Source organism: Plantibacter flavus, assembly GCF_051487245.1.
Taxonomy (GTDB): Bacteria; Actinomycetota; Actinomycetes; order Actinomycetales; family Microbacteriaceae; genus Plantibacter; species Plantibacter flavus_B.
Genome location: NZ_JAHVDH010000001.1, coordinates 762,063 through 788,557, shown reverse-complemented (window position 1 = coordinate 788,557; position 26,495 = coordinate 762,063). Strand labels below are relative to the sequence as shown.

Here is a 26,495-nt window from a genome sequence, read left to right as displayed (position 1 = left end):
ACCACTCGTCCACTGTCGAAGGAGCATCAACATGGGATGGCACAATCCACCGGTCTCGTGGTCCGAGTTCGAACGACGCCTCTCGGACGCCAGCCGCCCAGGCACCCCACCGTTGGGCGCCGACGGCGGCGACAGCCCGGCTTGGTCACGGAAGCGGCAACCGTACAGACCGCAACCTCATGCAACGGCTGCACACCCAGCCGCCACCCCCTACGCCGAACTGCACGCGCACTCGAGCTTCAGTTTCCTCGACGGCGCGAGCCCGCCCGAGCGCCTCGTCGAGGAGGCTGCGGCGCTCGGACTGCACGGGATCGCCATCACCGACCACGACGGTTTCTACGGTGTCGTCCGGATGGCCGAGGCAGCCGAACGCTTCCCCGAGCTGCGGACGGTCTACGGCGCTGAGCTCTCAGTCGGGCTCGACCGCCCGCAGAACGGTGTCGCCGACCCGGTCGGCCATCACCTGCTGCTGCTCGCCCGCCGGGCGGAGGGCTACCACCGGCTGGCCGGCGCCATCACCGACGCCCAGCTCGCGCCGGGAGCCGAGAAGGGGCGGCCCGTCTACGACCTCGAACAGCTCGCAGCATCGGTCGACGGACAGGTGATGGTGCTCACCGGATGCCGGAAGGGTCTCGTCCGCACAGCACTGCGCGAGCAGGGACCGGGCGCTGCCGCTGCAGCGGTCGACCGCCTCGTCGCACTGTTCGGCCCGGAGAACGTGGTCGTCGAGCTGAGCGACCACGGCCACCCGGAGGACACCGGCGAGAACGACGCCCTGGCCGAGATCGCCGCCCTCCTCGACCTCACCGTGGTTGCCACCGGCAACGTGCACTACGCCACCCCGGAGCAGCACCGTCTCGGAACGGCCCTCGCCGCCGTCCGTGCGAGGCGCAGCCTGGAGGAACTCGACGGTTGGCTGCCCGCGTCCGACGGCGCCCATCTCCGCAGCGGCGAGGAGATGGCGAGACGATTCGAACGCTATCCCGGCGCGGTCGCACGGAGTGTCGAGATCGCCGACGAGCTCGCCTTCAGCCTGCGAGCCGTCCGTCCGAAGCTGCCCCGGCAGCGAGTCCCGGAGGGCCACACGCCGATGAGTTGGCTACGGCACCTCGTGATGGAAGCCGTTCCCGTGAAGTACCCGAAGGCCTCGCCGTCAGATCTGCAGCGCATCGAACGCGAACTCGAGGTCATCGAGCAGAAGGACTTCCCGGGGTACTTCCTCATCGTCCACGACATCGTGAGCTTCGCGCGAGGGCGTGGCATCCTCTGTCAGGGTCGAGGCTCCGCGGCGAACTCAGCGGTCTGCTACCTGCTCGGCATCACGGCGGTCGACTCGATCTTCTACCAGCTGCCGTTCGAGCGGTTCCTCTCCAGCATGCGCGAGGAGGAGCCGGACATCGACGTCGACTTCGACTCGAACCGCCGCGAGGAGGCCATCCAGTACGTCTACGAGACCTACGGTCGTCGGAACGCCGCCCAGGTCGCCAACGTCATCAGCTACCGCCCGAAGTTCGCCGTCCGCGACACCGCGAAGGCGCTCGGCTACAGTCCCGGACAACAGGACGCCTGGTCGAAACAGGTCGAGCGCTGGGGTGCTCTCACCTCGAGCGCCGACCACGACATCCCCGAACGGGTCGTCGGCCTCGCCCAGCAGTTCCTCACCCTGCCCCGACACCTCGGCATCCACTCCGGCGGAATGGTCTTGACCGATCGCCCCGTCGGCGAGGTCTGCCCGATCGAACACGCCAGGATGGACGGCCGGACGGTCCTGCAGTGGGACAAGGACGACTGCGCTTGGATGGGGCTCGTCAAGTTCGACCTGCTGGGCCTCGGGATGCTCTCGGCCATCCAGTACTGCTTCGACCTCGTCGCCGAGCACACCGGCGAGCGGTGGGCGCTCGAGACGATCCCGAAGGACGAGGCCGGCGTCTACGACCAGCTCTGCCGCGCCGACTCCATCGGGGTCTTCCAGGTCGAGAGCCGTGCGCAGATGGGCATGCTGCCGAGGCTTCGCCCTCGGAGGTTCTACGATCTCGTGATCGAGGTGGCGATGATCCGTCCCGGCCCCATCCAGGGCGGTGCCGTGCACCCCTACCTTCGGAGGAAGACCGGCCAGGAGCCCGTCACCTACCTGCATCCGAGCCTGGAACCCGTGCTCGAACGCACGCTCGGCATCCCGTTGTTCCAGGAACAGCTCATGCAGATGGCGATGGCGGTCGGGGGCTGCTCGGCCGAGGATGCCGACCTGCTGCGACGCGCGATGGGGTCGAAGCGCGGCGAGGAGCGGATCGAGACGCTCAAAGAGAAGCTGTACCTCGGGATGGCCGGCAACGGGATCACCGGAGCGGACGCCGACGCCGTGTACGCCAAGATCCAGGCGTTCGCGAACTTCGGCTTCGCGGAGAGCCACTCACTGAGCTTCGCCCTGCTCGTCTATGTGAGCGCGTGGTTGCGCCTGCACTATCCTGCCGCTTTCCTCGCCGCCCTCCTGAAAGCCCAACCCATGGGGTTCTACTCCCCGATGACGCTCGTCGCCGATGCCCGCCGGCATGGCGTGTCTGTCCTCCGACCGGATCTGCACCGTTCCGCCGCCGAAGCCGGTCTCGAGACGCTCGACCCCGGAGCCCGACCAGGCACCCCGGTCACTCCGAGCGGCCTGCCCCACTGCCTCGACGAGGATCAGGGCCCGACCGGTGACTTCGACCCGGCTCTCCCCGACGACTCCGCGGAGCACCGACGGGACGGCGCATTGGCCGTCCGTCTCGGGCTCGACTCCGTCCAGGGCATCGGTACACCGCTCGCCGAACGGATCGTCGCCGAACGGGAGAGCGCTGGGCGGTTCACCAGCCAGGCGGATCTCGCCAGAAGGATCGGTCTCAACTCCGCGCAGCTGGAGGCGCTCTCCGCAGCCGGAGCGTTCGACGGCTTCGGGCTGACCAGGCGGGAGGCGATGTGGGGCGCAGCACAAGCGAGTCGACACCGTCCCGACCAGCTCGAGGGCACGTTCACAACCGTGCAACCGCCGCTGTTGCCGATCCCGACAGCGGCGGAACAGCTGATCTCGGACATCTGGGCGACCGGCCTGTCCACCGACGACCATCCGATCAGTCATGTCCGTGCGGCGCTCCGACGACGCGGGGCGCTCAGGTCGGATGAGCTCCTGCAGGCGGAGTCCGATCGCCGTGTGGAGGTCGGCGGTGTCGTGACCCACCGGCAGCGACCGGCGACGGCGAGCGGGATCACCTTCATGAACCTCGAGGACGAAGCAGGGCTCGTCAACGTGATCTGCAGTGTCGGGGTGTGGAACCGGTACCGTCGTGTCGCCAGAGAGGCACCGGCGATGATCGTCCGTGGCATGCTCGAACGTTCACCGGAAGGGATCGTCAACCTCGTGGCGGACCGACTGGAGCCGCTGCGGATCGGTGCGAACACCCGCTCGCGAGACTTCCAGTAGCCGAAGGCACCAAACCACGGACACCCGAGCCTCCGAACTCCTGGTACAGACGGACCACAAGCGGACACGACACTCACCGGATTCCCAGATCCGGCCGGGCAAGGAATGACCGGGAGCCTCTCGGCGTTGATCCCAGTGTTCCGCAGACCAGAAGGGGGTCACCCATGGCGAGAGTGTACGAAGAGATCGAAGGCCGCACCGGCGAGGTGGAGCGGTACCGCCACCACCCGAACGGCAAAGGCATGGTCGCAGCTCGTGCACTGATCGATCCGACGGCTTTCATCGAACGCACGACGTTCGTCGAGGCGGACGCCGACATCCGGGCGAACGCCTGGATCGGCGCCGGAACGTGGATCGACCGTTCAGCCGTCATCGGTGAAGGGGCGTTCATCGGCGCCAACGTGCACATCGGCGAGCGCTCGGTCATCGGGCGCGGTGCACGCGTCGGAAGCGACGCACGCCTCGGCGCCGGTGTCCAGGTGGCTCACGGCGCGAGCATCGATCGCGACGCACGTATTCCGGATCATGAGGTCGTCGGCGGCGAGCGCCCCGTCATGACGGAGCCGACCGTCCGCCAGACGAACCGCGCCCCGCGGCGGCCACGGCCGAGCGGCTCAGACCGTTTCGGCAAGGCCGCCTGACACCCCATCGCACACCGAGGGCCCGTACTGCACGCAGTACGGGCCCTCGGTCGTTCCGGACAGTCTCAGCACAATTTCAGGTTCTCGCATGCTAGTATACCAGTATGGACCTCAAAGACTACGTGCGTATCTTCCGCCAGAGATGGCTCATCATCGTCGCCATCACGGCGGGCGTGGCCGCTCTGGCCCACGGCTACACGCTCATCACCAAGCCGACGTTCCAAGCGACCGGTCAGCTCTTCGTCGCCGTCAAGAGCGGCGACTCGGTCGGCGACCTCAACCAGGGCAACGCATTCGCCCAGAGCCGCGTCGCATCCTACGTGATCCTCGCCACCGGATCGATGGTGCGCGACATGGTCGCCGAGCGACTCGACCTGGAACCCGCCGCGCTCTCAGGGAAGATCGTGGCGACCAACCCGGCGAAGTCCGTTCTCATCAACATCTCCGCTATCGACACGGATCCCGTCGCGGCCGCACGCATCGCCAACACCGCCTCACAGGCCCTCGTCGACCTCGTCGGCGATGTCGAGCGGAACGACGCCGCAGCGTCCGCCTCCACCGAGACATCACCCGTCGGACTCGCCGTCGTCCAAGAAGCGGCGGTCCCCGGCGCGCCGATCGCTCCGAACACGCTTCAGAACCTCGCCGTCGGCATCCTGATCGGCCTCGCACTCGGCGTCGGGACGGCGCTCCTCATCGAGGTCCTCGACACGAGGCTCCGTGGACGCACCGCGATCGAGAAATTGTCCGCTGTCAGCATCCTCGGCACCTTCCACGCTGAACCCGCGGAGACGAACCAGCTCATCCTCGGCTCCACGGAGAGCTACAGCAGACGATCCGAGAGCTACCGTCAGCTCAGGACCCACCTCCAGTTCGCCACGATCGACGGCGGTCTCCGCAGTCTCATGGTCACCTCATCGGTTCCGGGCGAGGGCAAGAGCACCACGGCGGCGAACCTCGCCCTCGTCCTGGCGGAAGCCGGCAACTCGGTTCTCCTGGTCGACGCGGACCTCCGCCGTCCCCGCCAGCACGAGATGTTCGGACTCGAAGGCGCCGTCGGTCTCACGACCGTCCTCACGGGTCGGATCAGCCTTGAAGACGCCGCACAGACGGTGAACGGCGCCGGCAGTCTCGCGGTGCTCACCTCCGGCGAACTCCCCCCGAACCCGAGTGAGCTGCTCGGCTCGGCCGCCATGGAACGTGCCCTCAACGAGATGGAACGCACCTTCGACATCGTGATCATCGACACCCCGCCGCTCGTCAACGTCTCCGACCCGACCGCGGTCTCGACGCTCGCCAGCGGCGTCCTCCTGGTGGCCGCGGCCGACGGCCGCCTCCACCGCGACCAGCTCCAGCAGTCGCTCGAGAACCTGAACTTCGTGAAGGCGAAACTGCTCGGCATCGTCCTCAACCGCGTCGAACTCGCGCGCAGCGAACAGTCGTACTCGTACTCCTACTACGACAGTGCCGACGCGAAGGACGTCGAGCCCCGCAAGCGCGGCAGACGCACGGACGGGAAGCAGGTCACGCCTCGCCTGCGTGCCGAGGCCAAGGACGCCGAACGCGCCAAGCGCAGGAAGCGCACGGAGGCGAAGCCGGTCGCGCCGCGCCTGCGCACGAGCGCACAGCCGTTGCAGTCCGCACCCGAACAGCAACAGGCTCAGCGCGCAGACGGCGCGGCAGTCCCGCCCGAGCAGGGCACCCGTCGCGCACGGAGGTCGGCAGCATGAGACCGCACACCACCTCGACGGGACCCATCCGGATCCTGATCGTCTGCACGGGGAACATCTGCCGGTCGCCGTACGCCGAGTTCGTACTCGCGAGCCGTCTGCGCGAGATCGACGCCGACGCCTTCATCGTGCGCAGTGCAGGGACCCGAGCCATGCGCGGGCACGCCATCGACGGTTCGAGCGCAGCCCTCCTCGGACCGATCGCGGCGGAGAGCGGAGCATTCACCGCCTCCCAGCTCCACATCGACGACATCGGCGCGAGCGATGTGATCCTCACCATGACCCGCGAACAGCGTAGCCAGGTGCTGCAGCTCCGGCCGGATGCACTCAGACGGACCTTCACCCTTCGAGAGTTCGCCCGACTGCTCGACACGATCGATGTCGGCGCCCTCCCCCTGGAGGACCGTGCTCGATGGTTGTCCGCCCTCCCGCTCCTCGCCGCGAATCGCACGGGCGCCCGCCTCAACCAGCCGGCCGACGACGACGTGATCGACCCGTACCGCCTCGGTCCCGATGCGTTTCGACAGATGGCGCAGGAGATCGATCCTGCGCTGGAACGAATCACCGCGTTCGCACTGCGTTCCGTGCACGCCACGACCACGACCACGATGCCAGGGGGACACCATGTCCGTTGATCAGTCACGACAGCACACGGTTCCCGATCGACGACTGCTCCGGCAGAACGTCTTCGAGCGCCTGCACGCGGACATCATCGACGGCAGCCTCGAGCCCGGCCGTCGCCTGCGAGACAACGAGCTCACCTCACTCTTCGGCGTGTCACGGACGCCGCTCCGCGAGGCGGTCGCGCGTCTCGAGGAGCTCGGGCTCGTGCACACGGCTCCGAACCGCTTCACCCGTGTCGCCCCACTCGCCACCGAGGCGATCTTCGAGGCGCTCGACGTCTTGGAAGCACTCGCACCGTTGCTCAGCATCCTCCTCGTCGAACGCCTTGATGAAGACGCGCTCCTCGAGGCCGAATATCTGGCGCGGCGCATCGAACGGCTCGAATCTGACGATGCCGTGGGCGCGATGGGTCTCCTCCTGCGGTTCGCGCAGCAGCAGCTCAGCGATCTGGAGCTCATTCCTGCCATCACCGAGACCACGCTGACGAGACTGATCCGCTATGTCCGACAGCGACCGGGAGTCCTCGCCGCTGCCGGCGGCACACCACCGATCACGGCCTTGACCGCCACCCTCTCGCTGCGGGACCCCGACCGGACCACCCGGGCCGCCGTCGTGCAGATCGACGGTATCCGCGCCGCCATCCGGGCCAGCTGGGATCCACGCGACCTCGACCCCGCGGTCAGCGCGGACACTGCGCCGGCTTGACACGGTCGCACGCACCAACGACGAAGGCCCGCGATGTTCGCGGGCCTTCATGTCGTGTTGCTGTCTTGCTGGGGTACCTGGACTCGAACCAAGAACAACTGAACCAGAATCAGTCGTGTTGCCAATTACACCATACCCCACTGTCTGAACCGAAGCCCCGACCGAAGAACAACTCTAGCCTACGAAGCCGGTCGTCTCAAATCGGTGCGTCCCGGGCGCGTCGTCGCCCACGGCTCAGCTCGGAACCCCGGCGATGTCGCGGTTCAGGGCCCGGGCGACCCTCGCACCGTTGCCCGCCGCAACGATGAGCTGCTGCGGTCCGGGCGGCGTGATGTCGCCCGCTGCGTAGACTCCGGGAACGGTCGTCCGACCCCAAGAGTCGATCACGACGTAGCCATCGGCGTCGCGCTCCGGCGCGAGCGACTCGAAAAACGCCAACGACGTCGACCACGCCGGACGGACGAATCCCGCGGTCCGTGGAACCACCGCGCCGTCCTCGAGCACGACCCCCGTCAGGCCCTCCCGGCCGCCGCTCAGTTCGGCGATCGCCTGGCGCTCGACGCGGATGCCCGAGGCTGCCAGAGCGTCTTCCTCCGGCTCGGAGACGACGCTCGAGCCGTTCGTGAAGACGATGAGGTCTGCGGACCACTGTGCAATGAGCAACGCCCACTCCGCGAGGTCGGCCGACTCCCCGATGAGGGCGAGCGGAGCATCGGCCTTCTCGAAGCCGTCGCACTCCACACAGCTGTGGATGGCCGTGCCGTAGAAGGCGCGCATGTTGGCGACCTTCGGCAAGGTCTCGGTCAATCCGGTCGCGACGACGACCGTGCGCGTGAGGACGTCCCGATCGGGTTCGCCTCGGACGCCCTGGGCGACGATCCGGAACCCCTCCGCCACCGCGTCCACCGAGTGCACCAGCGCGAACTGGACCTCGGCATTGTCGTACGCCGCGACCTCTTCGCGCCCGAGTCGGCGCAGATCCAGCGGCGGGATACCGTCTCGTGTGAGGAAGCCATGCGACAGCAGCGTGGCCGCATGACGCGGCCGGTTGCCGTCGAGGACGAGCACCCGACGACGCGCCCGCGCCAGATTCAGCGCGGCGGAGAGGCCTGCAGGCCCCCCGCCGATGACGACGACGTCGTACGCCTCACTCATGACGCGAGGTACGCCGAGAGCCGATCGAGACGGGCGATCGACTCCGCCTTGCCGAGGATCTCAAGGGATTCGAACAGCGGCGGCGAGATCCGACGCCCCGAGGCTGCGACGCGGAGCGGGCCGTATGCGATCCGCGGCTTCAGCCCGAGCCCCTCGATGAGCGCGCCAGCCAGCGTCTCCTGGAGTGTCGAAGCATTCCAGTCCGCTTCCGGGACGAGCTCGAGCGCACCGATCGACGCGACGAGGACTTCGGGCGCGCCTGCGGGGAGGCTCTTCAACGCATCCTCCTGGTAGTCGAGCGCATCGCTCCCGACGAACAGGAAGCCGAGCATGGCGGGAGCCTCGCCGAGCAAGCCGATGCGCTCCTGGATGAGCGGCGCACCCTGCTCGAGGATCGACTGCTGCGCCGCGTCGAGCGGTTCCGTCAGCACGCCGGCTTCAACGAGGTACGGCACGATCCGTCTGAGGAAGTCCGCAGGCTCGAGCAGACGGATGTGGTCGCCGTTGATGGACTCGGCCTTCTTCAGGTCGAACCGCGCGGGGTTGGGGTTGACGTCGACGACGTCGAACGCCGCGACCATCTCATCGATCGAGAAGACGTCACGGTCGGCGCTGAGCGACCAGCCCAGCAGCGACAGGTAGTTGATGAGTCCCTCCGGCACGAACCCGCGGTCACGGTGGTGGAAGAGGTTCGCCTCGGGGTCTCGCTTCGAGAGCTTCTTGTTGCCCTCGCCCATGACGTAGGGCAGGTGGCCGAACCGGGGGACGAACGTGGTCACGCCGATGTCGATGAGCGCGTGGTACAGCGCGATCTGTCGCGGCGTGGAGGGGAGGATGTCCTCGCCGCGGAGCACATGCGTGATCTGCATGAGTGCGTCGTCGACGGGGTTCACGAGCGTGTACAGCGGCTTGCCGTTCGGGCGCACGAGGACGAAGTCGGTGAACGACCCGGCGGGGAAGGTGATCTCGCCACGGACGAGGTCGTCGAAGCTCAGGTCGGCGTCCGGGACGCGGAGACGCAGTGCGGGCGATCGGCCCTCTGCCCGGTAGGCGGCGCGCTGCTCGTCAGTGAGGTCGCGGTCGAAGTTGTCGTAGCCGAACTGCTTCGGGCGACCAGCGGCCTCGTTGCGTGCATCGATCTCCTCAGCCGTGGAGAAGCTCTCGTACAGGTGCCCGGCCGCCGTCAGACGCTCGATCACGTCGGTGTAGATGTCGCTCCGCTCCGACTGCCGATAGGGCGCGTGCGGTCCACCGACGCCGACGCCCTCGTCCCAGTCGAGCTTCAACCAGGTGAGTGCGTCCACGAGCTGCTCGAAGCTCTCCTCGCTGTCGCGAGCCGCATCCGTGTCCTCGATCCGGAAGACGAGCTTGCCGCCGGTGTGCCGTGCGTAGGCCCAGTTGAAGAGCGCCGTGCGGACCAGCCCGACGTGCGGCGTGCCGGTGGGCGACGGGCAGAACCGGACGCGGACGTCGGCGCCGGTGGCAGTGGTGAAGGGGTGCGTAATCGTGTCAGACATCGTCTGTCATTCTAGCCGTCGAGGGCAGGTGGGCGGCGATCCGCAAGAGTGCCGCGACGGCCGGGACGTGTTGTGCATGGGACGTGCTCACGAGGTGGAGCGCCCGGTCGTCGGCGTTGTCGGTGGGGCGGGCGACCACACCGTCGGGGAGCGGCGCCGCCGCGAGGGCGAGCGACGGCAGGAGCGCGACCCCGAGTCCGGCACCCACGAGCGCGGTGACTGCGATGACGTTGTCGGTCTCGTGGGTGATCGTCGGTTCGAAGCCGCTCCCCCGACAGAGACCGAGCAGGTGCCCTCGGCACCGGGGGCACCCGGCGATCCACTGTTCGTCGCGCAGTTCATGCAGTGGTACCGACCCCGCGCCGGCGACCCTGTGGCCTGCCGGGAGGATGACGCGCATCGGATCCGGCCCGAGTTCGTGCACGCTGAGCCCGACGGCGCTCTCCCGGTGCGGGTCCTCCGGATCACCCGGATAGCTGAAGGTGATCGCGACGTCTGCCTCGCCGGCCCGGACTGCGGCCACCGCCTCAGGTGGCTCGGCTTCGAGGTACGTCACGCCGATGCCGGGATACTCAGCGGCCAAGCGGGCGAGGAGCTCCGGCACGAGCGTCGAGGACGCGGACGGGAAGGCCGCCAGCCTGACGCGGCCGCTGCGGAGTCCGGCGAGGGCCGCGACCTCGTCGACGGCTGCGTGGAGCGCGCGATCGACCGTCTTCGCATGCCGGGCGAGGATCAGCCCCGCCTCGGTGAGCCGCACGCCGCGCCCCACACGTTCCACCGCGGGCATGCCGAGGCGCCGCTCCAGTCGCTTGAGCTGCTGGCTGGCAGCGGGCTGACTCAGCCCGAGCCGCTGTGCTGCCGCAGTGATCGAACCGGTGTCCGCGATGGCACCCATGAGGCGCAGCGCACCGGAGTCGAGCTCGGTCGCCGGTGGGCCCGGGGTGAGCGCCCCGCTCGTCGATGATTCCATGGCACAACTATAAGCAATGCTTATCTTTTCCATCGGAAAGCGGTCCTTGTTGTATGTATTTCTGTTCTGGACACTGGGTCCATGACCCTGATCCCGCTCGCAGAGGCACAGGCGGCCTTCCCCGCCGGTCGCGGTTACCTCGCCGCCTGCACGCTCGGCCTCCCCACCACGGACACGAGCAACGCACTTCGTGCAGATCTCGACGCTTGGTCGTCCGCCGGCGTCGACGCAGCGGAGTACGGCACGCTCGTCGAACGGGTGCGGGAGTCTTACAGCAGGCTCGCCCGGATGCCGAGCCGGAACGTCGCAATCGGTTCGCAGACCTCCGCAATGGTGTCGATCGTCGCCGCTTCGGCGCCCGACGGGGCGGAGATCCTCTGCGTCGAGGGAGACTTCAGCTCGCTCGTGGCACCGTTCCTCCTCCAGGCGCATCGCGGTGTCCGGGTCCGCCACGCTCCGCTCGAGGAACTCGCCGAGCACATCGACCGGTCGACCTGGCTGGTGGCGTACTCGGTCGTGCAGTCAGCGACGGGAGCGGTCGCCGATGCCGACGCGATCCGAGCGGCGGCGAGCGCGAACGGAGCCCTCACCCTGTGCGACCTGACGCAGGCCGCCGGCTGGCTGCCGGTCGACGCCGCCCGCGACGACATCACGGTATGTCACGCGTACAAATGGTTGTGCGCTCCACGGGGGGTCGCATTCCTCACCGCCCGCGACGGCGTCATCGACCGCCTGCGCCCCGTGCAGGCAGGGTGGTACTCGGGCGGCGACGTGTGGTCGTCCTGCTACGGGCCGGCGTTGCACCTCGCAGAGGACGCGAGCCGCTTCGACGTGTCACCGGCTTGGCAGGCCTGGGTGGGAGCCGAACCGGCCATCGACCTGTTCGCGCGCGTGGACGGTCGAGCCGTCCACGCGCACACGACAGGGCTCGCTGCGCGGATGATGGCCGGCCTCGGACTCCCTTCACCGACGAACGAGGTGCTTCGTTCCGCGATCGTCACGTGGCCGGACACCGACGGGCGCGACCTCAGAGCACTGCGGGCCGCTGGGATCACCGCTTCCGGCCGCGCTGGCCGAGCGAGGGTGGGTTTCCACCTCTGGAACGCCGATGAGGACGTGTCGTCGGCCCTCGCCGCGCTCGGCCGGCAGGCAGGCTAGGGGCGACGACCGGTGTTCCGGAGGATGCCGATGCCGGAGATCTCGACCTCGACGACCTGACCGTCGGTGAATTCGCCGACACCCGCGGGAGTCCCGGTGAGGATCACGTCACCCGGCAGCAGGGTCCAGACCGACGACGCGTACTCGACGATCGCACCGATGGAGTGCACCATGTCGGACAGGGGCGCCCGCTGGCGCACCTCACCGTCGACCCGCGTCTCGATGGTCGCGCCGTCGAAGGAGAACTCCGTCTCGATGAAGGGGCCGAGCGGGCAGAAGGTGTCGAACCCCTTCGCCCGGGCCCACTGGCCGTCTGACTCCTGGAGGTCGCGGGCTGTGACGTCGTTCGCGATCGTGTAGCCGAAGATGACCTCGTCGGCACGCTCAGCGCTCACGTTCTTCGCGACACCGCCGATGACGATCGCGAGTTCACCCTCGAAATCGATCCGGTTCGACTGCTTCGGGAAGATCACCGAGTCGCCGGGGCCGACCACGGAGGTGTTCGGCTTCAGGAACAGGAGCGGTTCCGTCGGGGCCTCACCACCCATCTCAGCCGCGTGATCGTGGTAGTTCTTGCCGACGGCGACGACCTTCGACCGAGGGATGACCGGGGCGAGCAGCGTTGCGTCTGCGAGCGGGACGCGCTCCCCCGTCGGCTCGAAACCGGAGTAGAGGGGATCGCCGTCGAGGACGACGAGGTCGCCGTCGTCGATGATGCCGTACCGGATGGCCTGATCATGGCTGAAACGTGCGATTTTCACCATCCCAGCCTATCCCCACCCGTCGGAGAAGAACGGAAGCCCCGCACCGAGGCGCGGGGCTTCCCAGCCGGTTCGGAGCCGAGGGCCCCGAGGGTCACTCGGCGTCGAGTCGCGTCATCCAGCCGTGGCGGTCGGGCAGGCGACCGTACTGGATGTCGGTCAGCTCCTGACGGAGCGACATCGTCAGTTCACCGGCGGGTGCATCGGCGTCGCCGACCGTGAAGTCCTTCGCCTTGAGCTGCGCGATCGGGGTGACCACGGCCGCGGTGCCGCAGGCGAACACCTCGACGATGTCGCCGTTCTCGACACCCTCGCGCCACTCATCGATCGTGACCTTGCGGCGCTCCACGGCATGACCGCGGTCCTCAGCGAGCTGCAGGATGCTGTCGCGCGTGATGCCCTCGAGGATCGAGTCGGAGTCGGGCGTGACGAGCGTGCCGTCCTTCTTGACGAGGACGACGTTCATTCCACCGAGTTCCTCGATGTACCTGGCCTCCTGGGCATCCAGGAAGAGGACCTGGGCGCAGCCCTGCGCAGCAGCCTCGGCCTGCGGGAGCAGCGACGAGGCGTAGTTCCCACCCGTCTTCGCAGCACCCGTACCGCCCTTGCCTGCACGGCTGTAGTCGGTCGACAGCCAGATCGACACCGGCGTCACTCCACCGGTGAAGTACGCACCGGCCGGGCTCGCGATCACGTAGTAGTTGACCTTCTTGGCGGGACGCACCCCGAGGAACGCCTCCTTCGCGAACATGAACGGTCGCAGGTACAGGCTCGTCTCCGGAGCCGAGGGGACCCACGAGGCGTCGACCGCGATCAGCTGCTTGATCGACTCGACGAAGTACTCGACCGGCAGCTCGGGCAGGGCGAGACGCCGCGCAGAACGCTGCAGGCGCCGACCGTTGGCGTCGGGTCGGAACGACCAGATGGAGCCGTCGGCGTGGCGGTAGGCCTTCAAGCCCTCGAAGATCTCCTGCGCGTAGTGCAGGACGGCCGCGGCCGGATCGAGCGAGATCGGCCCGTACGCCTGGACGCGGGGCCGGTGCCACCCCCCGCGCTCGGACCAGCAGATGTCGACCATGTGGTCGGTGAAGTACTGGCCGAAGCCCGGGTCGGCGAGGATCGCGTCGCGATCGGCGTCGGAGACGGGCTGCTCGTTGGGGGTCACAGCGAAGGCGAGCTCGCGCTGCGCCATGGGGAGGTTGATCGTCATCGTGTGTCTTCCGTCGGGATCTACGTGTCTATTGTGCGCCGTCTAGCGGGCCGTCGCGAGGGCGGCGATCGCGTCGCCGACCTGGGCGGTCGTGCGAGCTTCGCCGGTCCGTGCGGCGATGTCGGCGGTGACGGCGGCGGCGACTCGGGCCGCCTCGACCTCGAGCCCCAGGTGCGACAGCATCAGGGACACGGAGAGGATGGCGGCCGTCGGGTCGGCCAGCTGCTTCCCGGCGATGTCGGGCGCCGATCCGTGGACGGGCTCGAACATGCTCGGGTACGTGCCGTCCGGGTTGATGTTTCCCGAGGCCGCGAGTCCGATGCCGCCGCTGATCGCGCCGGCCAGATCGGTGAGGATGTCGCCGAAGAGGTTGTCTGTGACGATGACGTCAAATCTAGCAGGATCCGTGACCAGGAAGATCGTCGCGGCATCGACGTGCAGGTAGTCGACGACGACGTCGGGGAACTCCGCAGCGACCGCGTCGACCGTCCGCTTCCAGAGCGAGCCGGAGAACACCAGCACGTTGGTCTTGTGCACGAGCGTGAGCTTGCCGCGACGCGCCGCAGCAGCGGCGAACGCGTAGCGGACGACCCGCTCCACGCCGTAGGCGGTGTTGACCGAGACCTCGTTGGCGATCTCGTGCGGCGTGCCCTGACGGATGGCGCCACCGTTGCCGACGTACGGACCCTCCGTGCCCTCGCGCACGACGACGAAGTCGACCTCACCGGGCTCGCTCAGCGGGCTGGGCACCCCGGGGTACACCACGGTCGGACGGAGGTTCACGTAGTGGTCGAGGGAGAAGCGGAGCTTGAGCAACAGCCCACGTTCGATGTTGGCGTTCGCGAGGCGCGGGTCTCCGGGGACGCCACCGACAGCACCGAGCAGGATCGCGTCGTGGGAGGCGATCGCCGCGAGGTCGTCGTCCGTGAGGACGTCGCCCGTCTCGAGGAAGCGCGCGGCGCCCAGGGAGAACGGCGTCTGGTCGAACCGCACCTCGCCACCGGCGGTCGCGGCTTCCAGGACTTTGAGCGCCTCGCCCACGACCTCCGGACCGATCCCATCGCCGGGGATGACTGCGAGCTTGACGGTGCGGGACATGGGACTCCTGTGGGTGCGACGACGGTGTGCGCCCAGCTTAACGCCTGCACACGCGCCGCGACCGTGCCACCGCTTCACCGGTGGCACGGTCGAAGTCGATCACCGGACGCGACGGAGCCCGATCGCCGCGACGAGCATCGCGGTCACGATGAGGCCGACGCCGATCCACGCGGCGACGCCGACGCCACTGTCGAAGGCGTGCCGAGCGGAGTCCATCAGCGCGTTCGCGAGATCCCCCGGGAGCTCAGACGCGACGGTCGCCGCACCACCGAGGGTCTCCCCCGCGGCCTGCTGCTGAGCCTCGTTCAGTCCGTCCGGCAGGACGACTGCCGAACGGTAGGAGGCGGTGAGGACGGTTCCGAGTGTGGCCGTACCGAGGACCGCACCGAGTTCGTACGCCGTCTCTGACACGCCTGACGCTGCCCCCGCTTTCGCCGGCGGTGCGCTCGCGATGACCAGCTCGTTCGAGACCGTCTCCGCTGAACCGATACCGAGCCCCAGCGCCACGAACGCGAGACCGATCCCGAACGCCGACACGTCTCCCCCGGTGATCGCGATCGAGGCGTAGCCGACGGCGGACACCACGAGCGCGATCGGCACCACGATGCCTGGGCGGACGCGCTTGGAGATCGGGACGATCACGAGGCCTGCGACGATCATGACGATGAGGCCCGGCAGCAGGACGAGTCCGGCTTCGAGCGGTTCGAGCCCGAGGACGAGCTGCAGGTGCTGCGACACGAAGAACAGACCACCCACGAGCGCCGTGACGCTCAGGAGGTTGATCAGCACGGCGCCGCTGAACGACGCCTTGCGGAAGAGCTCCAGGTCGAGGAGTGGATGCTCGAGTCGCAGCTGACGGCGGATGAACAGGATCCCGCTCACGACGCCGACCACCAGCGTCACGGCGGTCACGGCGTCGAAACCGGCCTCCGCGAGGTGCTTGATGCTGAAGACGAGCGGCGTCATGGTGAGCAGGATGAGCAGGATGCTCGGGACGTCGATGCGTCCGGGGTTCGGGTCCTTCGATTCCGGGATCAGGAACGGCGCGAGGATCACGAGCGGGAGCAGTACCGGCACGGCGAGCAGGAACACCGCTCCCCAGGCGAAGTGCTCGAGGATGATCCCGCCCACGATCGGGCCGAGCGCACTCCCGGCAGCGAAGCCACTCGCCCAGACCGCGATGGCGAACCGTCGCTGGTCGCGGTCGAGGAAGATGTTCCGCAGGAGCGAGAGTGTCGACGGCATGAGCATCGCACCGAAGAATCCGAGTGCGGCGCGGGCCGCGATGAGCGCCTCTGCGCTCGGCGCGAACGCTGCGGCGACCGAGACGACGCCGAAGCCGATCGAACCGATCAGCAACAGCTTGCGGCGGCCGATCCGGTCACCCAGGCTCCCCATCGACACGAGCAACCCGGCGAGGACGAGCGGGTAGACGTCGACGATCCAGAGCAGCTGCGTCCCCGTGGGGGTCAGCGCGCTCGAGATCGCGGGCAGCGCGAAGTTCAGGACCGTGTTGTCGACCGAGACCAGCAGGACGGGCAGCATGAGGACGGCGAGCGCGAACCAGGCACGACGGCCGGCACGCGGGGCGTCGACGGCGATGGGTTCGGTGACGGTGGACACGATGACCTCTTTCGGAGCACGGAGAACGGTGCCGGTCGGGCGCCGCTCGAAAACTATACCGTCCAGCCGGTACAGTAGCAAGCGACCGAGACGACCCGAATACGATGGAGCCATGGCCAAGCCGACCGCAGCCCGCGAACGAATCCTCGACGCCTTCGCCGAACTGCTCATCGAACAGGGCGAACGCGCTGCCACCCTCGACGCCGTCGCAGCGTCCGCCGGTGTGTCCAAGGGCGGCCTGCTGTACCACTTCGGCAGCAAGGAAGCCCTCGTCGACGGCCTCATCTCCCGCCTCGCAGAGATGAACGAGGCGGACACCGCACGGATGCGCTCGGCCCCCGAGGGTGTCGTCGAGTACTTCGTCCGCACCTCGGTCGACTGCGGGTCGCCGTTCGACCGCACGATCATCGCCGTCGCACGCCTCGCTCAGGGGCAGCATGCGCAGGCGAGCGACGCCATGGCGGCCATCCGGCGAGGCTGGCTGAAGACGGTCGAGGAGGCGGTCGGGGATGCCGACACGGCACGCGCGATCGTGCTGCTCTCAGACGGCTTGTACGCGAACACCGCCCAACTCGGTATGGGGGTCTCGGACCCGGAAGAGGGCAGCGACGAATCCATCGAACGTCTGCTCGCCGTCATCGCGCGACTCCTCCCCGCGCCGGGGAACTGAGCGCCCCGACGACGCCCCGCATCGACACTCGGTCGATACGGGGCGTCGTTCCTGGCGACTACTGCTCGGTGATGTCGATCTCGCGCAGCAGCGAGGCGTCAATCGTCTCGCGCACACCCTCGAGGACGTCGTCCGCGACAGGCGAGTCGACCGTGAGCACGCTGAGTGCCGGGCCGCCTGCCTCGTGGCGGGCGATCTGCATGCCGGCGATGTTGATGCCGGCCTCGCCGAAACGCTGGCCGTAGACGGCGACGATGCCCGGGCGGTCGGTGTAGACCATCACGATGTGGTGCTTCGCGAAGGGCACCTCGACGTCATAGCCGTTGATCTCGACGATCTTCTCGATCTGCTTGGTGCCGGTGAGCGTGCCGGAGACGGAGATCTGCGAGCCGTCGCTGAGCGCGCCTCGCAGCGTGATGACGTTGCGGTACTCCTCACTGACCTCGTCGGTGATGAGGCGGACGACGACACCGCGCTGCTCGGCGAGCAATGGCGCGTTGACGTAGGAGACCGTCTCGCTGACGATGTTCGTGAAGATGCCCTTGAGCGCTGCGAGCTTGAGCACGCTGACGTCGTAGGCACTCAGTTCGCCGTGCACCTCGACGTCGACGCTCGTGAGCGGCGAGGTCGAGAGCGATGAGAAGACCTGACCGAGCTTCTCGACGAGCGGGATGCCCGGGCGGACGTAGGGGTCGATGACGCCACCGGCGACGTTGACGGCGTCCGGTACGAGCTCGCCGCCGAGCGCCAGACGCACGGACTTCGCGACCGAGACGCCGGCCTTCTCCTGGGCTTCGTCGGTCGACGCTCCGAGGTGCGGCGTGACGATGACGTTCTCGAGGCCGAGGAGCTTCGTGTCGGTGGGCGGCTCACTGACGAAGACGTCGAGGCCTGCACCGGCGATGACGTTGTTCGACAGCGCCTCGTAGAGCGCGTCCTCGTCGATGAGGCCACCGCGCGCGACGTTCACGATGTACGCGGTCGGCTTCATGAGTGCGAACTGCGGGCCTGCGATCATGCCGGTCGTCTCAGGGGTCTTCGGCATGTGGATGCTGATGAAGTCCGCCTGCGCGAGGAGCTCGTCGAGGGTGACGAGCTGCACGCCGAGCTGCTGCGCCCGAGCCGAGGTGACGTAGGGGTCGTAGGCGATGACGTTGGTGCCGAACGCCTGCAGTCGTGCGGTGATGAGCGCGCCGATGCGGCCGAGGCCGATGATGCCGATGGTCTTCTCGTAGAGCTCGGTGCCCGTGTACTTCGAACGCTTCCACTGCCCTTGCGCCAGTGCTGCGTGCGCCGCGGGGATGTGGCGGGCGAGGCTCAGGATGTGGCCGACGGTCAGCTCGGCTGCCGAGATGATGTTCGAGGTCGGGGCGTTCACGACCATGACGCCGGCGGTGGTGGCCGCCTTGATGTCCACGTTGTCGAGGCCGACACCCGCACGGGCGATGACCTTGAGGCGGCTGGCGGCGCGGATGGCCTCTTCGTCGACCTTCGTCGCGGAGCGCACGAGGATGGCGTCGGCGTCGGCGATGGCCGAGAGCAGTGCCGGTCGGTCCGTCCCGTCGACGGAGCGCACCTCGAAGTCGGGCCCGAGGGCGTCGACGGTGGCTGGTGAGAGTTCTTCGGCGATCAGTACGACCGGTTTCGACACGGAACGGTTCCTTCGCGTAGCAGTGGGGTGGGCAGCACGTCGGTGTCCGGCGGCCAGGGCAAGCCTATCGGAGGCACAAACCGGCAGACGTCGTGTGACGTCCAGCGGAACGCAAGTGGACTGGTGCTCAGGCCAGCAGATCGGTGAGCTGTGACGCCCCGAACAAGGCGAGCACCGACTGCGAGATCGCGGCTACGACACACAGTGCGACGAGGAAGCGCACTGTCTGCTCCCCCAGCCGGCGTCCGCGCCCGGTCCAGTAGGCGATGCCGAAGGCGATGACCGGGAGCAGCAACCCACCGATGAGCACAGCCCAGCCCAGCGGCACGACGTTCCCGCCGAGCGCGTTGGCCTGCGAAACGACTCCAACCAGGTTCCCGACGGCTTCGAAGACGTCGTAGGCGAAGAAGAGGCCGAACAGGACGGCGATGCACCAGCTGGCCCAGCCAGCACTGGCGAGCGGGGATCGAGGGGCGTCGGCTGCGGTGGTCGAGGTCATCGGGTCACACTCCTCGGAGGAACGGCCAGGGCAGCACCAGGACGACACCGAGCGCGAGCATCGCGATGCGGACGGAGGGCTTGCTGTCACGGGTGAGCCAGATCGTCGCCGCCATCCACACGGGACCTGCTGCGACGGCGAGTCCCTGGCCCAGGTTGAACATGAACTCACCGACGGTGTCACTCGGGACGGCTGCGTCCGGACGGAACGCCGAGATGAGCCAACCGACGCTGTACAGGAGGAAGACACCACCGAAGATGCCGAGGGTGATCAGCATCGTCGAACTCATCTGCTCACGGACACCGGCTTCATCGTCATTCGTGACAGTGGCGCGGGTCGGCGGTGCGGTCTCGGTCACTTCTCGCTCCGCCGCCGTCTCCGGCGCCATCGCGACAGGAAGCTCGACGTCGACCGACGACGGCACCGGCCGCACTTCGGAGGGCTCCTCCTCGGAGGCCTCCTCAGCCCGCGCTGCGGCGTCGGTCGTGCCGGAGGGGGCGAGCGTCGGGTCGTCGTCGCCGGCCCAGCTCAGCGCGTCGTCGTCCCGCTGGTCAGTCATGTCACCAGCCTATCGCCGACGGGCCGACCGCCTTCACGGCACGCACGGCGGCACGGAGCACAATGGCCCGATGAGCCTCTTCGCCGTCCTCCAGCTCGCGCTCACCGTCGTGCTCGCCCTCATGTTCGTGGCGATGGGGACGCTGCACTTCGTGCCCGGTCCCGCCCGGACGATGGCGGCGATGATCCCCGCACCACTGCGGAGCGCGACGATCACCCCGCGGATGCTGGTCGTGTTCACCGGCGTGTGCGAGATCGCCGGCGGCATCGGACTCCTGCTGCCGGGCACCCGGCCTGCGGCGGCCGTCTCACTCATCGTGTTCCTGATCGCGGTGTTCCCGGCGAACGCGAGTGCGGCCCGCCAGCCCGAGCGGTTCGGGAAGCTCGCGGTGCCGTTCGTGCCGAGGTTGCTGGGTCAGCTCGTGCTGATCGTCGCGCTCGTCGTCGTCCTGCTCTGAGCCGTCGTCCTGCTCTGAGTCGCCGTCCTCCTCTGAGCCTTCGCGTCAGACGGAGACGGCAGCGCGTCGCACGGCCGCCACGGCCCGCGCGACCGTGGTCGCATCGGTGATGTCGTAACTCGGGGAACCACCACCGGGGCCGGTCTCCGTGACCCGGCCGGCACGACGCCGGGCCGAGAGGTGCAGGGCGTCGACCCCCGTGCGGATCAGCGTGGGGATCGCGTCGACGGTGACCCCTCCTCCGGCCATGATCTCCATCGAGCCGGCGGCCCGGGAGGCCATGACGGCGAGCTTCTCGGCGCCGTCGACGCTGGCGCGAGCTCCGCCCGAGGTGAGCACGCGGTCGACGCCTGCATCGCGCAGCTCGTCCGCCGATCGCACCGGGTCGACCGTCGCGTCGATCGCGCGATGGAAGGTCACCGTGAGCGAGCCCGCCGCTTGGCGCAACTGGGCGAGCGCCTCCAGGTCGATCGACCGATCGGCCCGGAGGGCGCCCACCACGATGCCTGCGGCGCCCGCGGCCTCCAGCGCGAGGATGTCACCGGACATGACCTCCACCTCGGCCGCCGAGTACACGAACCCACCCTCACGAGGACGGACGAGCACGTGCACGAAGTCGCTGAGTCCTGCTTCGTCGGCAGCCCGCACGGCCGACATGACGAGGCCGATGGACGGTGTCAGCCCACCTGAGCCGAGAGCCTGGCAGAGCTCGATGCGTTCGGCGCCCTCTCGGATGGCGATCCGCACGCCCTCCAGATCCTGGACGGCGATCTCGACGGCGACGGGTGACTGCGACGGGCTCATTCGGACCATTGTTCCAGGCCTCGTGCCTGCCGGAGGACGCGCACGCCGACGACCTACTTGTCCGTGCCCTGCGAGACCGAACCCTGCAGCTGGCGCTGGAAGATCAAGTACACGATGAGTACCGGGACGACGGTGATCACCGAGGCGGCGAACAACGCACCGAAGTCCACCGAGTACCCGGCCTGCGACGCGAAGGACGCCATGCCCTGGGTGAGCACGTAGTTCTGCGGATCCGTGTTGAGCGCCACCGGGAGCAGGAACTGGTTCCAGAGCCCGACGAAGTTCAGGATCGCGACGGTCGCGAGGCCTGGCCTCGCCATCGGCAGCATCACCTGGAAGAACGTCCGCCACTCCCCTGCGCCGTCGAGCGCCGCCGCCTCGGCGATGGAACCCGAGAGCGACTTGAAGAAGGAGAACAGGAAGAACACCGTGAAGGGGAATGCGAACGCCGCATAGGTGAGGATGAGACCCGGCAGGGTGTTCAGCAGACCGAGACTGCGCAGCACGAAGAACAAGGGCACGATCGCGAGGAAGATCGGGAACGTGAGCCCGGCGAGCATCAGGTAGTAGATCGCCCGACTGCCGAAGAAGCGGAAGCGCGCGAGCACATAAGCGCACATCGATCCGAAGAGCATCGTCACGACGAGCGCTCCGAAGACCACGACGATCGAGTTGAGGAAGAAACTCCCGATCCCGGCCGTCGTCCACGCGTTCACGTAGTTGTCGAAGTTCCAGTTCGCGGGGAGTGCGAACGGCGAGGCGAAGATCTCCGAACTCGTCTTGAACGAGGACATGACCGTCCAGAGGAGCGGCACGACCACGACGATCGACCAGATGATCAGTACCGTATGCGACGCCGTCCCGACCGCACGGTCGCCGGCGGTCGGCTTCCGACTGATCGGGGCACGCGCCCCGTCGCCGACCACCGTGGGGTTCACGGTCGTCGCGGTCGTCCCGGCGCTCATTCAGCCACCTCATCGCTGCCGCCGGTGAGGCGGCTGACGAGGAACACGACGCCGGCGAACAGCAGGGTGACGAGTGCCAGCACGACACCCATCGCACAGGCGTAGCCGAACTGCCCCTTGGTGAAGGCCGTGGTGAAGAGCTGCTGGCTCATCACGAGCGTCGAATTCGACGGACCACCGCCCGGGTTCAACGCCGCCATGTACACGAAGGCGTCGAGTGCGAGGATGCCCATGTAGATGTACGCGGTCTGGATGTTGTCGCGGATGAGCGGGATCGTGATGGTGAGCGCGGTGCGGAACCGGCCTGCGCCGTCGATGCGCGCCGCCTCGTAGATCTCCGCCGGGACACCCTTGATCGCCGCGATGAAGAGCACCGTGTAGAAGCCGATGAGGCCCCACACGATGACGAACATCGTTGCGACCATCGCCGTGTCAGGCGACCCCAGCCACGCGAACGACTCGAAGTTCGTGAGGCCGATGCCGGTCAGGAATCCATTCAGCAGTCCTGACGACGGGTCGTAGATCTGCTTCCAGATGAGACCGATCACGATCGCCGGCACCACATACGGGAAGAAGGTGATGACCCGGTACACGCTGGAGTTGCGCAGCCCGCGGATCGGCCCGTTGCTCGGCCCACCGATCGTGATGAGCGAGGCGAAGAGGAACGCGATGCCGAGCGTCACGATCGGCAACACGATGGCGAGGGCCACGCTGTTGCCCATCGATTTCAGGAACGTCGCGTCCTGGAAGAGCTTGACGTAGTTCTGGACACCGACGAAGTCCATCGCCGGGGAGAACCCGGACCAGTTGGTGAGCGAGTAGTACGCCGCCTGGGCGAACGGGGAGACGACGAACACGACGTACCCCACCACGGGGACGACGAGGAACACCAGGAAGAAGGTGACCCGGTCGAAAGTGAAGTCGCGGCGGCGCAACCGCCGGGCGGCGGGCGGCTTCCCGCCGCCCGCGCGTCCGATGGGGGTGCCGACGACAGCCGTCATTTGACCGTGACCTTGTCCACCGAGTCGTCGTTCCGGACCTTGTCGGAGATGTCCTGGAGACCCTTCGTCAGTGTCGCGACATCCGACCCGCCCTGGAGGAACGTGTTCCACAACACGAGCATGTCGGTGTTGAGACCGTACAGGTCGACGAAGTTCCAGGAGAACACGTCGGTGCCTGCACCCTCGAGCATCTTCACCTGCGACACGAGCGCCGTGGAGCCGAAGCCGTCCGCGGGGATCGTGTCCTTGACGATGGTCGAGGAGAACGTCGTCTTCGCGAAGTTGACCGCCGCGTCGTTCGACAGCATCGCCCGCAGGAACTCCTTGCCACCGGCGACGTTCTTGCCCTGGGACGGGACGATGAAGCCCTCTCCCGCGGTGCTGTGCAGTGCCGTGTAGGGCAGTGCGGAGTTCGCACTGACGGTCGGCTCCGGCGCGCCCGTCATCTTGAAGCCGTCCTTGGTCTGCGTCTTCATCTCGTTCTCGATCCAGCCACCGGAGGGGTAGAGGATGAAGTCCTCGGCGTTGCTCCACTGTGCCTGCGCCGCTGTGAACTGGGTCCCGGCGCCGCCGGGCTTCACATACCCTGCGTCGATGATCTGCTTCATGGCTGTGAAGACGTCCTGGATGGCGGGCTTCGACCAGCACCCCTCCTCGAGGTTCTCGAGGGCGAGACGCACCTCATCGCCACCCTCCTTGATCGCGGAGGCGATCGCCATCGTCTGGTAGTACGTCGCAGCCTCGGTGCCCCAGCCGAACAGGTACTTGCCCTGTTCCTTGGCCTTCGCCCCGAGATCGAGCGCCTCTGCCCAGGTCTTCGGCGGGGTCCAGCCGTTCGCTTCGAACAGGGCCGCCGAATACCAGACCGCGTAGACGGTCAACACGTAGTTGAGCTGGACGAACTTGCCGTCGAAGGTGCCCGGTTCGACGACGCCCGCGTAGAGCGTGTCCTTGATGACCTTGCCCTCGTAGTTCTCGGCTTCGATCACGTCGGTGAGGTCGGCGAGCTGCTCGCGGATCGTGTTGATGCCGATGAGGCCGGCGCCGCTGTTGTCGATGACGTCCGGCGGGTTGCCTGCCACGAAGCGCGGCTGCAGGGTCTGCGCGATGTTCGTCGCGGCGGTCACCTTGACCGTGGAACCCGCCTGCTGCTTCTCGACGAGCTTGCCGGCGAACTCGGTGTACTCGATGCCGTAGCCACCTTTGAAGATGACGGCGTCGACGGTCGAGTTCGCGGCCATGCCGAAGGGGTTCCCAGCGGAGACCGGGCCTCCCGTCGTGGTGGCACCGCCACCACCGCCCACACAGGACGCGAGCGTCCCGCCGAGCGGAAGCAGGATCGCCGTTGCGAGCGCTCCTCGCAAGAAGTCGCGTCGTTGGAGAGTTGCTGGCTGCTTTTCCATCGGTCTACCTTCCAGTGATTCGTGGTGTTCGGAGGTTGGTGCTGTCGGGGGTGGCGGGTGTGCCGGGGTCGGTGTCAGGCATCTCGGCGGATGCGGCCTCGATACCGGTCTTCGAGCACCCGGTTGTGCTCATCTCCGCCGGGGATGTTGGCGGAGATGTAGAGGGGCGGGGTGTCGCCACCGCGCGCAAGTGTGTCGGCGACGCCGATCGTGAGGAGCTGGGCGAGGTATGCGGCGGTGATCGAGGACACGGCACCGACGGGCACCCCTTCCTGTACCTCGATCGTGGCGTCGCCGAAGGGAGCCCGGTTGTCGAGCACGACGTCGGCGACCTCGGAGAGCCTGAGCCCACTCGCGTGCTTGGGTTCGACGCGGCTCGTGTGTTCGAGCGAGGTGACCGCGATCACGGGGTGTCCGTGTTCCTTCGCCAGGAGCGCGAGCCCGACGATGGAGCCGTTGACCCCGGAGTTCGAGGCGATGAGGAACACGTCGCCCTCACCGATCGGTGAGATCGCGAAGAGCTCGGCCGCCACGTCCCCACTGCGCTCGAGTGCCGCACCGCCGAGATCGTCGACCGCGCGTCCGCCGCGGAGCACCACGTCGCGCAGGGCGATCTTGTTGGTCGGGATGAGGCCGCCGGCACGGCCTGCGATCTCCATCGCGAACGCCTCCGAATGCCCCGTCCCGAACGCCTGGATCACCGCGCCGCGCTCGATCGCCCCCGCGAGCAGCGCGATCGCCGCGTCCAACTCGCCGGCGCGGGCGGCCGCGGTGATGTCCGCGAGGCGGCGCGTGACCTCCTCGTCGTACCGTTCGAGGTGATCGGTCCAGGTGCTGCTCGGAGCGACGGTCATGCTGATCCTCTCATGGCGTCCGTTGCGGATACCGGGTCTGGTAGGGCCTGCGCCCTGGTCGGTCGGCGGTGCGAGGCGACCGCGAGCGCTGACGCGGCGAGGCGCCGCGTCGTCCGCTCGAAGTTCTTCTGGGCCACGAGGAGGTACAGGAGGTCGAGCACGAACAGCTGACCGTGCTTGGCCGAGAGGTCGTCGGGCTGCAGGAAGCGCTCGTGCGCCGAGGTGATGATCGCGAGGTCCGCCTCGGCGACGAGCGGCGAATCGGGGTTGTTGCTGATGGCGACGGTGAGGGCTCCGGCTCGACCGGCCTGCCGGAGCATCTGGATGGTCTCCTCGGTGCGGCCGGTGTTCGAGATCCCGAGCGCGACGGAGTCGGTGTCCTGGATGGCCGCGCTCGTGAGCCCCGCGTGGACCTCCGACCAGGTGTGCGTGCTGATCCCGATGCGGTAGAGCCGCGCCTGCATCTCCCCCGCGAGCATCGCGCTTCCACCGATGCCGTAGATGTCGACGTTGCGGCTGGCGGCGATCGCTTCGGCGATCCGTTGGACCACGGCCAGGTCGATCGCGTCCGCGGTCTCCCGCAGTGTGCGGGTGTGCGCGTTCAACAGCGTGCTCAGGACGTCTGCGGACGCGTCGTCTGGACCGAACGCCCGCCCGATGTCGGTCCGCCAGGAGTCGTGCGCCGTGCTGCGACCGAAGTCCTTCGCGAGGTCCACCCGGAATGGCGCGTACCCCGTGTAGCCGATGATCCGACAGAAGCGCGTGATGGTCGCCGGGGACACCCCGGAGTCGGCTGCGAGCTCCCCGATGGTCAGGGTGAGCGGTGCGTCAGGACTCTCGAGCAGGTACTCGGCGATGCGTGTCATGACTCCCGACATCTCGGGCATCCGCGACCGGATCCGGTTGGTCACGCCTGTGGCGTGCTCGACCGGTGGGACGGTGCGGATGGGAACAGTCATGGAAATTCCTTTTCTCCTTCGTTGGAG

Annotated in this window: 24 protein-coding genes and 1 tRNA gene; 8 read left to right on the top strand and 17 right to left on the bottom strand. The window is 67.9% G+C overall.

The annotated features are described in order from the left end of the window. Positions 1-31: 31 nt before the first annotated feature. The 5 genes from KXS11_RS03690 (at position 32) to KXS11_RS03670 (ending at position 7,154) form a co-directional block, all read left to right on the top strand. Positions 32-3,454: an error-prone DNA polymerase gene (locus KXS11_RS03690; RefSeq protein ID WP_437384089.1), complete on the top strand. Its 3,423-nt coding sequence runs from the start codon at positions 32-34 to the stop codon at positions 3,452-3,454. Positions 3,455-3,618: 164 nt separating this feature from the next. After that, the gene (locus tag KXS11_RS03685; protein ID WP_437384088.1) at positions 3,619-4,095 is read left to right on the top strand and encodes a DapH/DapD/GlmU-related protein; all 477 of its coding nucleotides are present in this window, start codon (positions 3,619-3,621) and stop codon (positions 4,093-4,095) included. A 104-nt stretch (positions 4,096-4,199) separates the two neighbouring features. Further along, positions 4,200-5,825: a polysaccharide biosynthesis tyrosine autokinase gene (locus tag KXS11_RS03680; protein ID WP_437384087.1), complete on the top strand. Its 1,626-nt coding sequence runs from the start codon at positions 4,200-4,202 to the stop codon at positions 5,823-5,825. Beyond that, positions 5,822-6,460: a low molecular weight phosphatase family protein gene (locus KXS11_RS03675; RefSeq protein ID WP_437384086.1), complete on the top strand. Its 639-nt coding sequence runs from the start codon at positions 5,822-5,824 to the stop codon at positions 6,458-6,460. Before KXS11_RS03680 ends, KXS11_RS03675 begins: the two co-directional genes overlap by 4 nt. Next, positions 6,450-7,154: a GntR family transcriptional regulator gene (locus KXS11_RS03670; RefSeq protein ID WP_437384085.1), complete on the top strand. Its 705-nt coding sequence runs from the start codon at positions 6,450-6,452 to the stop codon at positions 7,152-7,154. The genes KXS11_RS03675 and KXS11_RS03670 overlap by 11 nt, the downstream gene beginning before the upstream one ends. A 68-nt stretch (positions 7,155-7,222) precedes the next feature. Here KXS11_RS03670 and KXS11_RS03665 read toward each other — a convergent pair. The 4 genes from KXS11_RS03665 to KXS11_RS03650 form a co-directional block, all read right to left on the bottom strand. Then, positions 7,223-7,294, bottom strand: a tRNA-Gln gene (locus KXS11_RS03665). Positions 7,295-7,388: 94 nt separating this feature from the next. Beyond that, positions 7,389-8,309 carry an NAD(P)/FAD-dependent oxidoreductase gene (locus KXS11_RS03660; protein ID WP_437384084.1) on the bottom strand — a complete coding sequence of 307 codons (921 nt, stop codon included), beginning with the start codon at positions 8,307-8,309 and terminating at the stop codon, positions 7,389-7,391. Next, on the bottom strand, positions 8,306-9,826 hold the full coding sequence (gene gltX / locus KXS11_RS03655; RefSeq protein WP_437384083.1) for a glutamate--tRNA ligase: 1,521 nt from the start codon (positions 9,824-9,826) through the stop codon (positions 8,306-8,308). Before gltX ends, KXS11_RS03660 begins: the two co-directional genes overlap by 4 nt. Next, complete coding sequence (locus KXS11_RS03650; RefSeq protein WP_437384082.1) at positions 9,819-10,796, bottom strand: LysR family transcriptional regulator; 978 nt, start codon at positions 10,794-10,796, stop codon at positions 9,819-9,821. Before KXS11_RS03650 ends, gltX begins: the two co-directional genes overlap by 8 nt. Positions 10,797-10,877: 81 nt before the next feature. Here KXS11_RS03650 and KXS11_RS03645 point away from each other — a divergent pair, with 81 nt between their 5' ends. Beyond that, positions 10,878-11,954 (top strand): aminotransferase class V-fold PLP-dependent enzyme, encoded by a 1,077-nt coding sequence (locus KXS11_RS03645; protein WP_437384081.1) that lies wholly within the window; start codon positions 10,878-10,880, stop codon positions 11,952-11,954. On the opposite strand, the gene KXS11_RS03640 is transcribed toward KXS11_RS03645, so the two are convergent. The 4 genes from KXS11_RS03640 to KXS11_RS03625 all read right to left on the bottom strand — a co-directional run bounded on the left by KXS11_RS03640 (position 11,951) and on the right by KXS11_RS03625 (position 16,646). Beyond that, positions 11,951-12,715: a fumarylacetoacetate hydrolase family protein gene (locus tag KXS11_RS03640; RefSeq protein WP_437384080.1), complete on the bottom strand. Its 765-nt coding sequence runs from the start codon at positions 12,713-12,715 to the stop codon at positions 11,951-11,953. The two genes, KXS11_RS03645 and KXS11_RS03640, sit on opposite strands and share 4 nt — an antisense overlap. A gap of 94 nt (positions 12,716-12,809) precedes the next feature. Further along, on the bottom strand, positions 12,810-13,925 hold the full coding sequence (locus KXS11_RS03635; protein ID WP_437384079.1) for a branched-chain amino acid aminotransferase: 1,116 nt from the start codon (positions 13,923-13,925) through the stop codon (positions 12,810-12,812). A 42-nt stretch (positions 13,926-13,967) separates the two neighbouring features. Beyond that, the gene (locus KXS11_RS03630; protein ID WP_437384078.1) at positions 13,968-15,023 is read right to left on the bottom strand and encodes a 3-isopropylmalate dehydrogenase; all 1,056 of its coding nucleotides are present in this window, start codon (positions 15,021-15,023) and stop codon (positions 13,968-13,970) included. A gap of 99 nt (positions 15,024-15,122) precedes the next feature. Further along, positions 15,123-16,646 (bottom strand): MFS transporter, encoded by a 1,524-nt coding sequence (locus KXS11_RS03625; protein WP_437384077.1) that lies wholly within the window; start codon positions 16,644-16,646, stop codon positions 15,123-15,125. Positions 16,647-16,758: 112 nt separating this feature from the next. On the opposite strand from KXS11_RS03625, the gene KXS11_RS03620 reads away from it, so the two are divergent. Beyond that, positions 16,759-17,316, top strand: a complete 558-nt coding sequence (locus tag KXS11_RS03620) for a TetR/AcrR family transcriptional regulator (RefSeq protein WP_437384076.1) — start codon at positions 16,759-16,761, stop codon at positions 17,314-17,316. 58 nt (positions 17,317-17,374) lie between these two features. Here the strand turns inward: KXS11_RS03620 and serA are convergent, their stop codons facing one another. The 3 genes from serA to KXS11_RS03605 all read right to left on the bottom strand — a co-directional run bounded on the left by serA (position 17,375) and on the right by KXS11_RS03605 (position 20,025). Beyond that, the gene (gene serA / locus KXS11_RS03615; RefSeq protein ID WP_437384075.1) at positions 17,375-18,967 is read right to left on the bottom strand and encodes a phosphoglycerate dehydrogenase; all 1,593 of its coding nucleotides are present in this window, start codon (positions 18,965-18,967) and stop codon (positions 17,375-17,377) included. 127 nt (positions 18,968-19,094) lie between these two features. Next, on the bottom strand, positions 19,095-19,466 hold the full coding sequence (locus KXS11_RS03610) for a hypothetical protein (RefSeq protein ID WP_437384074.1): 372 nt from the start codon (positions 19,464-19,466) through the stop codon (positions 19,095-19,097). 4 nt (positions 19,467-19,470) lie between these two features. Continuing rightward, entirely contained in the window at positions 19,471-20,025 is a 555-nt protein-coding gene (locus KXS11_RS03605; RefSeq protein ID WP_437384073.1) for a DNA polymerase III subunit gamma/tau, read from the bottom strand. A 70-nt stretch (positions 20,026-20,095) separates the two neighbouring features. Between KXS11_RS03605 and KXS11_RS03600 the strand changes: the two genes are divergently transcribed. After that, positions 20,096-20,482, top strand: coding sequence for a DoxX family protein (locus KXS11_RS03600; protein ID WP_437384072.1), 387 nt, complete (start codon positions 20,096-20,098; stop codon positions 20,480-20,482). A gap of 45 nt (positions 20,483-20,527) precedes the next feature. Here the strand turns inward: KXS11_RS03600 and KXS11_RS03595 are convergent, their stop codons facing one another. The 6 genes from KXS11_RS03595 to KXS11_RS03570 form a co-directional block, all read right to left on the bottom strand. Beyond that, the gene (locus tag KXS11_RS03595) at positions 20,528-21,286 is read right to left on the bottom strand and encodes a copper homeostasis protein CutC (RefSeq protein ID WP_437384071.1); all 759 of its coding nucleotides are present in this window, start codon (positions 21,284-21,286) and stop codon (positions 20,528-20,530) included. A 53-nt stretch (positions 21,287-21,339) separates the two neighbouring features. Continuing rightward, positions 21,340-22,251: a carbohydrate ABC transporter permease gene (locus KXS11_RS03590; RefSeq protein WP_437384070.1), complete on the bottom strand. Its 912-nt coding sequence runs from the start codon at positions 22,249-22,251 to the stop codon at positions 21,340-21,342. After that, a complete protein-coding gene (locus tag KXS11_RS03585; RefSeq protein WP_437384069.1) occupies positions 22,248-23,252 on the bottom strand; it encodes a carbohydrate ABC transporter permease in 1,005 nt (334 codons plus the stop codon). The genes KXS11_RS03590 and KXS11_RS03585 overlap by 4 nt, the downstream gene beginning before the upstream one ends. Further along, positions 23,249-24,655 (bottom strand): N-acetylglucosamine/diacetylchitobiose ABC transporter substrate-binding protein, encoded by a 1,407-nt coding sequence (ngcE, locus tag KXS11_RS03580; RefSeq protein ID WP_437384068.1) that lies wholly within the window; start codon positions 24,653-24,655, stop codon positions 23,249-23,251. Before ngcE ends, KXS11_RS03585 begins: the two co-directional genes overlap by 4 nt. Positions 24,656-24,729: 74 nt before the next feature. Beyond that, positions 24,730-25,509: a sugar isomerase domain-containing protein gene (locus KXS11_RS03575; protein ID WP_437384067.1), complete on the bottom strand. Its 780-nt coding sequence runs from the start codon at positions 25,507-25,509 to the stop codon at positions 24,730-24,732. After that, positions 25,506-26,468: a MurR/RpiR family transcriptional regulator gene (locus KXS11_RS03570; protein ID WP_437384066.1), complete on the bottom strand. Its 963-nt coding sequence runs from the start codon at positions 26,466-26,468 to the stop codon at positions 25,506-25,508. The genes KXS11_RS03575 and KXS11_RS03570 overlap by 4 nt, the downstream gene beginning before the upstream one ends. Positions 26,469-26,495: the final 27 nt, after the last annotated feature.

Bases quoted from the DNA above. Each gene is read 5' to 3' on its own strand.
- KXS11_RS03690 (WP_437384089.1), top strand. From the start codon at position 32: ATGGGATGGCACAATCCACCGGTCTCGTGGTCCGAGTTCGAACGACGC.
- KXS11_RS03685 (WP_437384088.1), top strand. From the start codon at position 3,619: ATGGCGAGAGTGTACGAAGAGATCGAAGGCCGCACCGGCGAGGTGGAG.
- KXS11_RS03680 (WP_437384087.1), top strand. From the start codon at position 4,200: ATGGACCTCAAAGACTACGTGCGTATCTTCCGCCAGAGATGGCTCATC.
- KXS11_RS03675 (WP_437384086.1), top strand. From the start codon at position 5,822: ATGAGACCGCACACCACCTCGACGGGACCCATCCGGATCCTGATCGTC.
- KXS11_RS03670 (WP_437384085.1), top strand. From the start codon at position 6,450: ATGTCCGTTGATCAGTCACGACAGCACACGGTTCCCGATCGACGACTG.
- KXS11_RS03660 (WP_437384084.1), bottom strand. From the start codon at position 8,309: ATGAGTGAGGCGTACGACGTCGTCGTCATCGGCGGGGGGCCTGCAGGC.
- gltX (WP_437384083.1), bottom strand. From the start codon at position 9,826: ATGTCTGACACGATTACGCACCCCTTCACCACTGCCACCGGCGCCGAC.
- KXS11_RS03650 (WP_437384082.1), bottom strand. From the start codon at position 10,796: ATGGAATCATCGACGAGCGGGGCGCTCACCCCGGGCCCACCGGCGACC.
- KXS11_RS03645 (WP_437384081.1), top strand. From the start codon at position 10,878: ATGACCCTGATCCCGCTCGCAGAGGCACAGGCGGCCTTCCCCGCCGGT.
- KXS11_RS03635 (WP_437384079.1), bottom strand. From the start codon at position 13,925: ATGACGATCAACCTCCCCATGGCGCAGCGCGAGCTCGCCTTCGCTGTG.
- KXS11_RS03630 (WP_437384078.1), bottom strand. From the start codon at position 15,023: ATGTCCCGCACCGTCAAGCTCGCAGTCATCCCCGGCGATGGGATCGGT.
- KXS11_RS03620 (WP_437384076.1), top strand. From the start codon at position 16,759: ATGGCCAAGCCGACCGCAGCCCGCGAACGAATCCTCGACGCCTTCGCC.
- KXS11_RS03610 (WP_437384074.1), bottom strand. From the start codon at position 19,466: ATGACCTCGACCACCGCAGCCGACGCCCCTCGATCCCCGCTCGCCAGT.
- KXS11_RS03605 (WP_437384073.1), bottom strand. From the start codon at position 20,025: ATGACTGACCAGCGGGACGACGACGCGCTGAGCTGGGCCGGCGACGAC.
- KXS11_RS03600 (WP_437384072.1), top strand. From the start codon at position 20,096: ATGAGCCTCTTCGCCGTCCTCCAGCTCGCGCTCACCGTCGTGCTCGCC.
- KXS11_RS03595 (WP_437384071.1), bottom strand. From the start codon at position 21,286: ATGAGCCCGTCGCAGTCACCCGTCGCCGTCGAGATCGCCGTCCAGGAT.
- KXS11_RS03590 (WP_437384070.1), bottom strand. From the start codon at position 22,251: ATGAGCGCCGGGACGACCGCGACGACCGTGAACCCCACGGTGGTCGGC.
- KXS11_RS03585 (WP_437384069.1), bottom strand. From the start codon at position 23,252: ATGACGGCTGTCGTCGGCACCCCCATCGGACGCGCGGGCGGCGGGAAG.
- ngcE (WP_437384068.1), bottom strand. From the start codon at position 24,655: ATGGAAAAGCAGCCAGCAACTCTCCAACGACGCGACTTCTTGCGAGGA.
- KXS11_RS03575 (WP_437384067.1), bottom strand. From the start codon at position 25,509: ATGACCGTCGCTCCGAGCAGCACCTGGACCGATCACCTCGAACGGTAC.
- KXS11_RS03570 (WP_437384066.1), bottom strand. From the start codon at position 26,468: ATGACTGTTCCCATCCGCACCGTCCCACCGGTCGAGCACGCCACAGGC.